This is a genomic window from Novosphingobium resinovorum (assembly GCF_036352595.1).
Lineage (GTDB): Bacteria > Pseudomonadota > Alphaproteobacteria > Sphingomonadales > Sphingomonadaceae > Novosphingobium > Novosphingobium resinovorum_B.
In genome coordinates, this window is record NZ_JAZFAX010000048.1 from 16,001 (window position 1) to 27,101 (window position 11,101).

Genomic DNA, 11,101 nt, shown 5'->3' on the forward strand with positions numbered 1-11,101 from the left:
ATGGCAGACGTCGAGTTTTCCCGCGAGGGCAATATCGCCCGCGTCCACCTCAGCCGCCCGCAGGGCCTCAATGCCATCACCCAGGAGATGGACGACCAGTTGCTCGAAGCCTGGACGGCCATCAACGAAGATCCGGACATCTGGTGCGCGATCCTCTCGGCCGAGGGTGAGAAGGGTTTCTGCATCGGGGCCGACGTATCGGGCGGGGCGGAGCGCAAGACGCGCATGGCGCTGGGCGGCGGGCTGACCGGCATCGGTGGTCCGTGGGTGCAACTGAAGAAGCCGTTGATTGCAGCCGTGCAGGGCTTCTGTGTGGGCGGCGGCTTCGAACTGGCGATGTGTGCGGACATCATCGTGGCGGCGGATACCGCCCAGTTCGGTCTGCCCGAAACCAAGGTGGGGATCATCGGCGAATGCGGGGTTGTTCATCGCGCAATTCGGCAACTGCCCCATCACATTGCCATGGCGATGATATTGACCGGTGAGCGTATCAAGGCCGATGTTGCTGAGCGGTTCGGCCTGGTCAACGAGGTCGTGCCTTACGCCGACCTTGCCGCTACTGCGCAGAAATGGGCACAGAAGATCACGGCCGCCTCTCCGCTGGCCAACCAGGCTGCCAAGGCAGCGGCGCTGGGACGCCAAGGCTATCCGCTGGAAGTGGCGCTGATGACGCGCTTTGAGGAGATCGAGCAGTATGCCGAGAGCGCCGACAAGCGCGAGGGCGAGGCAGCTGGAGGCGAGCGCCGCAAGCCGGTATGGACCGGACGCTGAGCGCGGCGATGATCGATCCCGTGCAATTCCGGCAGGTTCTGGGACATTATCCGACCGGCGTGTGTGTCGTTACCGCCGTGCGGGACGATGGCGAGGCGGTGGCGATGGTGGTCGGTTCGTTCACCTCCGTTTCGCTGTCGCCGCCTCTGGTCGGCTTCTTCCCCGACAAAGCTTCGAGCAGTTGGGCGAAGCTGCGCACGTGCCGGCATTTCTGCGTTAACATCCTTGCGGCAACGCAGCAGGAGGTCTGCAGGCAACTAGCATCGAAGCACCCCGACAAATTTGCAGGCACGCCCCACGTTCTGTCCGATGCCGGCGTGCCGCTGCTGCATGACGTCGTCGCGCGGATCGAATGCGCGATGGGCACCATCGTTGATGCCGGCGATCACGAGATGGTGCTTGGCCATGTGCACACGCTCGAAGTGGTGAGCGGTGAGCCGCCGCTGATGTTCTGGCAAGGCGGGTACGGCGCCTTCGTGCCTCAGGCCGTTGCAAACGCCTGACGCGTGCTATCCACACCGCTAGACGAATTTGAAACCCGATAAGAATGAGGACACAGCCGCATGAGCACCCTTGAACAGCGGTTGCGCCGCCTGGAAGACCGTGCCGAACTGGATGACCTGATCGTGCGCTATTTCCTAGCGTGCGACGGCGACGACATGCAGGGCGTGGGAGACAGCTTTACGCAAGAGGCCACGTTCGCATCGTCGGGCGCTCTCAATGCGCAGGGACGTGAGGCGATCGTCGATTTCATTCGCACGTCGCGCGAACATATGGGCCTGACCGTTCATACGCCGCATTACGGGCTCTACACGTTCCATGACGATGATCGGGCCGAAGGGCTGGTGGGCGCGCATCTGGAACTCGTGCTGGCCGGACAGCCGCTTCTGGGTGCCGTGCGCTATCAGGACGAATACCGCCGGACGTCGGAAGGCTGGCGTATCGTACACCGTGACATGCGCACGATCCATATTGCGCCCTGGAACGAGGTGGGGGGATCGATGCTGTCACCCACACCGGTCCGGTGGCCCGGCATTGCCCCGCTGCCCAGCGACTATCCCCGCAAATAGGCGGCTGAGACCCGGATATGAAGAAAGGCCCCCGGTTGGAATTACCGGGGGCCTTTTTCGTGGGTTCGATCTGGCCTGAAGGGTCTACTTCAGATCGAAGCGGACGCTCTCGAGCGTTCCGGTGAAGCGGCTGCCGGAAATGCGATAGTCGTCGTTGATGGGGGTAAGGGTATCCTCGCCGACGTCGAAACCTTCCGAGTTGGATATCCATGCACGGTGGGTATGCTCCACGCGCCCGGTCGCGATTTCCCGGCCATCCAGCAGCAGGGTGACCGTTGCGGCCGAGCCGCGCTCGGGCTTGTCCATGGCAAAGCGGGTGACGAGGCTGTGCTGGCCCGGCGTCAGCGTGGTTTCGGACGCGATGCGGTACTGCAGGGCGTTGGTCATATTGTAGTGGAAGACCGGCTTACCGTCCTTCACGTAGAGCGCATACCCGCCGAACCGGCCACCCTGCGTTACGATTACGCCCTTGGTGATGCCCTGCTGGGGGATGTCCATATGTGCGGTGATATCGAATGAGCGGCCGATGATGTGCGGCGCGGTGTTCTCCGGCACGCGGGTCAGTCCGGCGTGGTAGGTGAAGCTGGTGCGCCCCTCGGTGAGGGTGGGACGCCCCTGCGCACCATCCGCAATTCCGTGGATCGGCAGTACCTTCGCCTTCTCTGCTTCTGCGAAGAACAGGGCTTGCATCTCCTTCAGCTTCGCGGGCTGGGCAGCGGCAAGATCCCGGGATTGCGAGTAGTCCTTAGACACCTGGTAGAGTTCCCAGGTCCGCTTGGTGAGGTCGATCTTCTGCGCCTTGGTGATATCCCAGGGCGCCGCGGCAGGCTTGGTGCTGGCCATCCAACCATCATGATAGATGCCAAGGTTCTGCATCATCTCGAAGACCTGGGTATGCCGGCGGCTTGCCGCAGTGGGCTGGCTGAAGCTGTAGGCGAAGCTGATCCCGTCAAGCGGGCGCTGGGTCACGCCGTGCTGGACCTCCGGTTGCTTTATGCCCGCCGCGTCGAGGATCGTGGGGGCCACATCCGTAACGTAGAGGAACTGATTGCGGATCTGACCGGGCGCATTGATATGCCCTGGCCAGGACACCACCATGCCGTTGCGCACGCCACCGAAATGCGATGCGGCCTGCTTGTAGTACTGGAAGGGTGCGTTCATCGCCCAAGCCCACATCGCCGGGTAGTGGTTGTGCGCGCGAGGGCCTCCGATGTCGTCGATGTGCTGCTTCACATATTCGAAATCTTCAGGGTACTGATTGACGAACGCTTCTTCCGTAAAGTTGCCGTTGAGACCGCCTTCGGCACTGCTGCCGTTGTCGCCCTGGATAAAGACGATCATGGTGTTGTCGTACTGGCCGTTCTCCTTGAGGCTCTCGATCACCTTGCCGACTTCGTGATCGTTATAAGCGACTGCGGCGGCATAGGCTTCCATAAGGCGCGAATAGACCAGCTTGCGATCGGCGGGCAGGCTGTTCCATGCGGGCATGAAATCCGGACGTGGCGTGAGCTTCGCGTCCTTCGGGATGATCCCGGCCTTCTTCTGCTGCGCGAAGATCTGTTCGCGCACGACGTCCCAGCCCTGATCGAACTTGCCGCGGAACTTCATCAGCCACTCGCGCGGAGCACTATGCGGCGAATGCGCGGTGCCGGGCGCGAGGTAGAGGAAGAAAGGCTTCTGCGGCGCCTGGTCGTGCTGCTGGCGAATCCATCGGATCGCGCGCTGCGACAGGTCGTTGTCGAGGATATAGGTGGGGTCGTCCGCAGGCGGGGCGATAGGAAGCGTGTTCTCGAACAGGGCCGGTGCGAACTGGTCCGTATCGCCGCCGTGGAAGCCGTAGAAATAGCTGAATCCTTGCCCGGTCGGCCAACGGGTGAACGGGCCTGAGGAACTCTGCTCCCACTCCGGCGTCAGGTGCCACTTGCCGAAGGCGGCAGTGACGTAGCCGTTGTCCGCTAGGGTCTGCGCCACCATCCCGGTATCGGACTGGATGACGGAGGTGTAGCCGTCGTAAGCTGTGGGCAGGTTGCTGACGTTGCCCATGCCAACGCTGTGTGGTTCGCGCCCGGTGAGCAGCGAGGCGCGCGTCGGCGAGCATAGCGCGGTGGTGTTGAACGCGTTGTAGCGCGCGCCTTTCCGGGCCAGGGCATCAAGGTTTGGCGTGGGGATCAGCCCCCCGAATGTGGCGGTCGAACCGAACCCGGTATCGTCGGTCATGATGAGCAGGATGTTGGGCGCGCCCCTGGGGGCTTGCGGTTCCTGTGGCCAGGCGATTGGCTTCACATTGCCGACGATCGCCTGCGCAGGGATCGCTGCCGCACCATTGGCCGCGTCCTGGGCCATGACCGGCCCGGCCAGCAGCGCGGTGCCGCCAAGCAGGCAGGCAAGGCCGATGCGGCGCTTTGAGGTAAAGTTTGACATGGCATCATTCACTTCTTGCTGGAGGGGCTTCGCTGTTCTCAGCGCAGTTCGACGTCGACGCGCTTGATCTCGCCTCGAAAGGCATTGTCGTATTCAGGATAGCCATCGGACACTGGCGTCAGCGTATCCTCGCCGATGTCGAATCCTTCGGAACTGGAAATGAAGGTGCGGTGGGTGTGCTCGACGCGTCCGCGCGCCACTTCCTTGCCGTCGATCGACAGAATGAGAGTGCCACCCGAGGCCGGTTTGGGCTGATCGATTTCGAATCGCGCGGACAGCACATGGGTGCCTGAAGGCATGGGAGCCGGCGAGACGATCCGGTACTGCAGATCGTTGATCATGTTGTAGTGGAACGTCGGCCGGCCCTGCGCATCGAGATAGAGGGCGTACCCGCCATGCCTTCCGCCATGGGCGAGCAGGACACCGTTGTCGGCGGCGCCGCGCGTCGCGATCTGGGCGTCGATTTCAAATGATCGCCCGACGATGCGGGGCGCAGTGTTCTCGGGGATACGGGTGGTGTGGGCGTAATAGGTGAAGTGTGTACGCCCCGCCGCAAGGCTGGGGCGACCGGCAGCACCGTCACCGATACCATGGACCGGCAGGACGTTGTGGGCACGGGCCTGCTCCTGGAACAGGGCCTTGAGTTCCTCCAGCTTGGCTGGCTGGCTGGAGGCAAGATCCCTGGACTGGGAAAAATCCTTGCCGATGTTGTACAACTCCCAAGTCCGCTTTTCGAACGGCACGTCAAGGGACTTCGACGTCACCAGCCACGGGGCAGCGGCGGGGCGGGTACTTGCCATCCATCCCTGGTGATAGATGCCCGCATTCTGCATCACCTCGAAGACCTGCGTATCGCGCTGCGAGGGGGCTTTGGGGTGCGCAAAGGTCGAAGCGAAACTGACGCCGCCCAGCGGCATCTGGAGCACGCCGTCCAGTTCGGTGGGGGGCGTCACTCCCGCAGCTTCCAGCAGCGTGGGCATGACGTCGCTAACGAACAGGAACTGGTCGCGGATCTGACCAGGCTGCACGATCCGGCCTTTCCACGAGACAACCATGCCGTTGCGAGTCCCGCCGAAGTGCGAGGCGACCTGCTTGTAGTACTGGAAAGGCGAATTCATCGCCCAGGCCCACGCCGCCGGGAAATGGCTGTGCGCCTTGGGGCCGCCGATCTCGTCGATATGGCTGGCGATGTAGTCGAAGTTTTCCTCGTATCCATTGATGACCGATTCCTCGGCCATCAGGCCCTGTTGGCCCCCTTCGGCGCTGGCGCCGTTGTCGCCCTGGATGAAGACGATGAGGGTGTTGTCCAGTTCGCCGCTCTGCTTCAGGCTATCGAGCACGCGCCTGACTTCGTGGTCCTGAAAGGCGAGCGCGGCGGCGAACGCCTCCATCATTCTGGCGTAGACCTGCCTGCGCTCTGCCGGCAGGCTTTGCCACGCAGGAAGAAAATCGGGGCGCGGGGTCAGCACCGCGTCCTTCGGGATGATGCCGAGCGCTTTTTGCCGCCGGAAGTTGTCGGCGCGCATCGCGTCCCATCCCCGGTCGAACTTCCCGCGAAATTTCATGAGCCACTCGGCCGGCGCACTATGCGGGGTGTGCGCGGTTCCGGGGGCCAGATACAGGAAGAAGGGATGATCGGGGGCGACGGCCTTCTGCTGGCGTATCCAGGAGATCGCATGGTCGGCAAGGTCCGCGTCCAGGATGTAGGCCGGGTCCTGGGGCGGTGTCACGGGGACGGTGTTTTCGAACAGGGCTGGGCGGAACTGATCGGTGTCCCCGCCGTGGAACCCGTAGAAATAGGAAAACCCCATGTGCGAAGGCCAGCGGTCGAATGGCCCGTAGGCGCTCAGTTCCCAGGGCGGAGTTATGTGCCACTTGCCGATCGCGGCGGTTGCATAGCCGCGCTGGCGAAGCACTTCGGCGATCATGCCGCCAGACCGCGGGATGACCGAGGTATAGCCTTTGTACCCGGTCGCCAGATTGTTGATGTTGCCCATCTCCACGTCGTGCGGATCGCGCCCGGTCAACAGGGATGCGCGCGTGGGCGAACACATCCCGGTTGTGTTGAAGTTGTTATAGCGCGCGCCCGTCTCTGCCAGCGCGCTCAGGTTGGGGGTCGGGATCGCGCCGCCGAACGTGGCTGACGATGCGAAGCCGACGTCGTCGGTCATTATCAGCAGGATGTTCGGAGCACCGGGCGCGGGTCTGGCGATCTGTGGCCAGTGATCGGGGCGCAAGTCCGGCGCGGGAGCATCGCTCGTCTGAGCCGCGATAGTGGTGGGCAGTACGCAGAGCATCGCCACGGATGTGTTGCGCAGCCACCGGCGGAGGCGGGAAAGCTTGGCTGACATGCTGGTGACCTTCGGCAAATGGGGAAGCAGGGCAGCCAGCGAAGGGCTACCCTGCAGGTCGGTCAGAAGTTGAACTGGAACTCGACGCCATAGGTGCGCGGAGCGCCGTAGGAGCCGCGAATGCCGACGCCGGCTGCCACGACATCGTCGAAGTACTTTTCCTTCAGCAGGTTGTTTACCCAGGCTGAAACGGACCAGCGATCGGACTCGGGACGATAGCCGATCCGCCCGTTGACGATGCTGTACGCTTTTTGGCGCAGCGCACGGGTCGTGCCGGTGCGTGTGGCGTTGGGCGGATCGTAGACGAAGTCGAAGTCGTAGCTGCCCTTGTACGCGTAAGACAGATTGATCGGAACCACGCCGCTGCCAACCGGTAGGTCGTAGTTGGCAGCCGCATAGGCGGAAAACTTCGGTGCGCGCAGCAGTCGATGACCGTCGGCGTCGAATCCCACGTCGACCATCCCGCGCGCCGTGCCGCCAGGCAGTACCGAGCGGTAGACCTTCGCGCTGGCGAGATAGTCCTTGTACTGCGAATGCTGCCAACTGGCCGCGCCGGTGAGCGTGAAGGCGGGCGTGACCGACCATGTCACATCCGCATCCAGACCATACAGTTCGGCGTTCGCAGCGTTTTCGGTGGTGACGATCACACCAACGCCTTCGGCGGCGGCACGCGTCACCTGCAGGTCACTGTAGTCGTAATAGTATGCGGACAAGGTCGTCCGCACGGCGCGATCGAAGAAATTGCCCTTCAGGCCCAGCTCGTACATATCCAGAATTTCGGGAGAAAGTACCGGCTGGTTCTGCACCGGGTAGTTGAAGCCGCCGCTCTTGTAGCCCCGCGCGAATTTTGCATAGACCAGCGTATTGCCGAAGTCGTACTGCAGGGTCGCAGAAGGCGTGAACTTCGACCACGCCTTGCTGTCTTCGTCAGGCGTGGCGGGAAGGGTGACCGCGCCGCGGTGCGGAGAGGCCACGGACGAAACATCCTTGCGATCGTGGCTATAACGCCCGCCCACGACAAAACTGAGCATGGGAGAGATGTGCCACGTGGCCTGCCCGAACGCGGCGTAGGACTCGGTCTTGACCCGCTGCAGCCCGTTGGAAACGATGCGTGGGCCTACGTCGATAATCGTGTCGAAGCTGGTATCGTCATGGAAATAGAACGCGCCCGCGATCCAGTCGATCGTGTTGGTGCCTTGCGAAGAAAGCTGCAGTTCCTGGGAGAACGTTCTGGTGTTCTCGAACACGGTCGCATCCACGAGGCGCGAACTGGTGCCGTCTCCGTCGAAGGTCAGGCGATTGTCAAGGCGCGCGTAAGTGGAGATGCTCTGCAGTTGCACACCGCCGAGATCGAAGCCGAGGTTGAGTTCCCCGGCGAACTCTTCCTTCTTGTTCGCGCCCGTCAGCGCCGTCGCAACATGTTTGCTGTCTGTTCCGGTGATCCCGCCATTGGCAAGTCCCGTGGTGTATTCCGGCGGGCCTAGCGCTACGGTGTCGTTGCCCGCGTTGTCATTCTGGCTCCAGTAGCTTAGCGACAGCTTGGCATCGAGCACATCGCCTGGTGTCCAGCGCGTTTTGATCCTGACGGCATTGAAATCACGATCGTCCAGTTCCTTGCGGCCGGTCGGGACCAGGTTCTTCACATAACCGTCGCGCTGTGACGTCATGCCGCTGATCCGCATGCCGAAATTCTCGGTCAATGGCGCATTTACCGCCCCGCTCAACGTCCACTGATTGTAGTTGCCGTAACCGGCCTTGACATAGCCCTCGACGTCCTTGTCGACCTCCTTGGTGAGCACCCGGATGGCACCGGCGGATGCGTTGCGCCCGAACAGAGCACCTTGCGGGCCCTTAAGCACTTCGACGCGTTCCACGTCCGCGAAGTCGAAGACGACGGCGGACTGGCGCGAGATATATCGGTTGTCGATATAGGTTGCGACGCTCGGGTCGAGGCCGTTCTGCAGCAGCCGGCTGCCGACCCCACGGATGTACGGCTGGGCGTAAGCGCCGGTGCTGGGATAGACAATGGCCGGCGTCGCTACGGACAGCCCTTGAACACCCTGCACGCCGGATTTCTGGAGCATATCACCGGTGAATGCCGAGATGGCGACAGGCACCTTCATCATGTTCTCGCTGCGTTTTTGAGCGGTCACAATGATGTCGTTCGAACTCGCTGTCGCGGCGTCCTGCGCGGCCTTGCTTCCGTCCTGCGCAAGAACCGACATGGGGGCCGCTAGCAGCGCCGTACCGCAAAGCAGCAAGGCAATACGCCCGGCATGGCGACGCGCGGAATTGGATTGAAGTTCCAAGATCCTCTCCTCCTTGATGACGTGGGGCGGTTGCGTAACCTGTCGCCCATCGTTCCTTATTGTTTCGGGTTTCCGGCCTGCGGGCAGACCGTCAACATATACGTTGACTAATTGCAATGTAGATTCGTGTCAATTGCCTTAAATTGAATTTGGGCGCGCAGGATCGCCGGTTGACGTCTGGGATCGCGGAATTAGATGAAAGTGCCGCTGAGGCAGTCTGGCGTGAAACGGCTCAGGATTGGGGGGCGTGCCATTCGGCATTGAGCAACGCCACGCATTGCCGCAATCCGTCCAGGATCAACGGGTGCCTGTAAACGTCATCACTACGTGTTTCAGAATCCGGCAACCCTCTAAGCACATTCAAGAATACCAAGGTCGCGTTCGTCATTCTGCGATTGAACACGTCGAAAGGCAGGTTAGGACGTTGGTTCCTCAGAAGAGTGATAATCCGCTGCATCGTTGGCGTGATGCTTGATCCTGCCTCCATGGCCCAGTTGAAGCCGGTAGGTCGCTTCTCGGGCAAATAATGACACAGAAATGCCGCATAAGGATAGCCACCGTTCTCATCGCGAATACGGAGGTGAGGCAGGCATACCAGCGCTACTAGCTCGTCGATCGTCAGGGCTGCCAATTCATTATGGCCGAGTGCCTGAAGCCGTTGGCATCGAATTGCTTCCAACTGGATCATCCGATGCTTGACGATTTCATCGTAGAGCTGTTCGACGGAGGTGAAGTGGTACTGGACCGCTACGTTGTTTTTGAGCCCGCTGAGCCGACAAACCTCCCTGGCTGAGACTCCAGCTAACCCTCGTTTCGCGACAAGCGTCTCGGCCGATTTTATGAGCGCAAGCCTCGTTTTCTCAGCATTCTTGTAGCCCATCGTACATCCGTAGATTGAAGCGAGTTTTAACGCCAGAAAAGCTTCGCTGAAGCGTGCAGGGTCGAGCTCATGGGATTTGCCCTAACATTGCTTTCGCGCCTTATCAGCAGTCCGGCACGTTACTACCTATGTCGGCCTTTACCAAAGAAGATCGCTAGCTTGGAACCGGACGTTTGTCCCATGGATCTAGCGTCAAAAGGCCACCGACGGGTTATGGCATAATCAGCCATTCAGTAGCGACATCGCGAACGGCGGGTTTGTCCCAGCCCCGGTCGCAAGCGGACTGACCACTTATGGCCGCGCCGCTTTCCCAATTGAACGGCGTGAATGGGCGCGCAGCAGACACCCCACATCCTGTTGCCTCAATAATCAACAGGGCGTCGCCGAGTCCCCAGTGCAACGGCGAGTCAGTTTCATTCGCTCTGCGGAATCAGTTTCGATGCCGCCGCTATCAGTCGGCGATAGGAGGACACCTTCGGCCTGAAGCTGAGTACGTGATTGGCTGCCAGGGGCCGAATGACCAGAATGTCCGCTGGCCGTTCTTCCATCCGCCGCGAGCGCATATCCCCGCCGCACGGCTTCGGGGCTATGTCACCCGTCTCGCGCTGCTGGGCTCGCCAGCGGAACGCCGTTGATGGTGCTACACCAAACCGGGCCGCCGCTGTACGGCAACTCGATCGACTGTCCACCGCTGCGAACAGCCGAGTGCGCAAATCCACCGAAAGAGCCATCCATGCCGGCCTCCTTCACCAGCACGGATTCTGAAATCGCGCCCGAAGGGAATCCCAGACCGATTCAGAACGGTCGAAAACCGCTAAGTGGTGAATGCCCTGCTTTACATCGCCGCCAGCGGCTGCTCCTGGAGGCTCCCGCCCATATTTTTTCCACCAGTCTTGACGGTGCAGCGCTATTTCTACGCTTGGCGTGACTCTGCTCGAATCTATGAACACGGTGCTGGTTTTGAACCTGCGGGAAATCGAGGGACGCGAAGCCTCGCCGAGCGCCGGTGTGCGCTTGATTGATGGCGTCTGGGCACCAGGCCGAAGAAGGCGCCAGCATTGCGTGATTATCGGAAGCGCCCCGCCTCATCGACTGCATGGGCGAACGCGGCCGGTGTTTGGACGCCAACGTCTTGAATGATCATCAGGATTTCGCAGGCCTGTGACTGGCTGGCGATTAGCACTACTTTGGCAGAAGTTTGAAATGCGTGACTGATAGGCTCCCACCGCAATGAGGGCATTGGTCTGGCGGAGGTCTTGATATTCGGTCAATGATGGCCTGTCGGATGGCGGGCATGCT

General features: G+C 61.4%; 7 protein-coding genes and 2 pseudogenes. 4 read left to right on the forward strand and 5 right to left on the reverse strand.

The genetic code is table 11. The features are described 5' to 3' along the window. The 3 genes from V2S85_RS24545 to V2S85_RS24555 are packed head-to-tail and all read left to right on the forward strand — an operon-like array spanning position 1 to position 1,841. Complete coding sequence (locus V2S85_RS24545) at positions 1-771, forward strand: enoyl-CoA hydratase-related protein (protein ID WP_330705420.1); 771 nt, start codon at positions 1-3, stop codon at positions 769-771. After that, complete coding sequence (locus tag V2S85_RS24550; protein WP_330705421.1) at positions 756-1,274, forward strand: flavin reductase family protein; 519 nt, start codon at positions 756-758, stop codon at positions 1,272-1,274. The genes V2S85_RS24545 and V2S85_RS24550 overlap by 16 nt, the downstream gene beginning before the upstream one ends. A gap of 60 nt (positions 1,275-1,334) precedes the next feature. After that, the gene (locus tag V2S85_RS24555) at positions 1,335-1,841 is read left to right on the forward strand and encodes a nuclear transport factor 2 family protein (protein WP_330705422.1); all 507 of its coding nucleotides are present in this window, start codon (positions 1,335-1,337) and stop codon (positions 1,839-1,841) included. Positions 1,842-1,925: 84 nt separating this feature from the next. Here the strand turns inward: V2S85_RS24555 and V2S85_RS24560 are convergent, their stop codons facing one another. From V2S85_RS24560 to V2S85_RS24580, 5 genes and pseudogenes are all read right to left on the reverse strand, one after another. Next, positions 1,926-4,262: an arylsulfatase gene (locus V2S85_RS24560; RefSeq protein WP_330705423.1), complete on the reverse strand. Its 2,337-nt coding sequence runs from the start codon at positions 4,260-4,262 to the stop codon at positions 1,926-1,928. Between the two features lie 38 nt (positions 4,263-4,300). Then, positions 4,301-6,613 (reverse strand): arylsulfatase, encoded by a 2,313-nt coding sequence (locus V2S85_RS24565; RefSeq protein WP_330705424.1) that lies wholly within the window; start codon positions 6,611-6,613, stop codon positions 4,301-4,303. A 62-nt stretch (positions 6,614-6,675) separates the two neighbouring features. Continuing rightward, complete coding sequence (locus V2S85_RS24570) at positions 6,676-8,922, reverse strand: TonB-dependent receptor (protein ID WP_330705425.1); 2,247 nt, start codon at positions 8,920-8,922, stop codon at positions 6,676-6,678. 232 nt (positions 8,923-9,154) lie between these two features. Beyond that, the gene (locus tag V2S85_RS24575; protein WP_330705426.1) at positions 9,155-9,802 is read right to left on the reverse strand and encodes a hypothetical protein; all 648 of its coding nucleotides are present in this window, start codon (positions 9,800-9,802) and stop codon (positions 9,155-9,157) included. Positions 9,803-10,317: 515 nt separating this feature from the next. Next, positions 10,318-10,533, reverse strand: a pseudogene (locus V2S85_RS24580) (helix-turn-helix domain-containing protein); the annotation flags it as partial. A gap of 87 nt (positions 10,534-10,620) precedes the next feature. Here V2S85_RS24580 and V2S85_RS24585 point away from each other — a divergent pair. After that, positions 10,621-10,813, forward strand: a pseudogene (locus V2S85_RS24585) (IS5/IS1182 family transposase); the annotation flags it as partial. Positions 10,814-11,101 lie beyond the last annotated feature (288 nt).

Excerpts from the sequence above, each read along its gene's own strand:
- V2S85_RS24545 (WP_330705420.1), top strand. The coding sequence starts at position 1 with ATGGCAGACGTCGAGTTTTCCCGCGAGGGCAATATCGCCCGCGTCCAC.
- V2S85_RS24575 (WP_330705426.1), bottom strand. The coding sequence starts at position 9,802 with ATGGGCTACAAGAATGCTGAGAAAACGAGGCTTGCGCTCATAAAATCG.
- V2S85_RS24560 (WP_330705423.1), bottom strand. The coding sequence starts at position 4,262 with ATGTCAAACTTTACCTCAAAGCGCCGCATCGGCCTTGCCTGCCTGCTT.
- V2S85_RS24550 (WP_330705421.1), top strand. The coding sequence starts at position 756 with ATGGACCGGACGCTGAGCGCGGCGATGATCGATCCCGTGCAATTCCGG.
- V2S85_RS24555 (WP_330705422.1), top strand. The coding sequence starts at position 1,335 with ATGAGCACCCTTGAACAGCGGTTGCGCCGCCTGGAAGACCGTGCCGAA.
- V2S85_RS24565 (WP_330705424.1), bottom strand. The coding sequence starts at position 6,613 with ATGTCAGCCAAGCTTTCCCGCCTCCGCCGGTGGCTGCGCAACACATCC.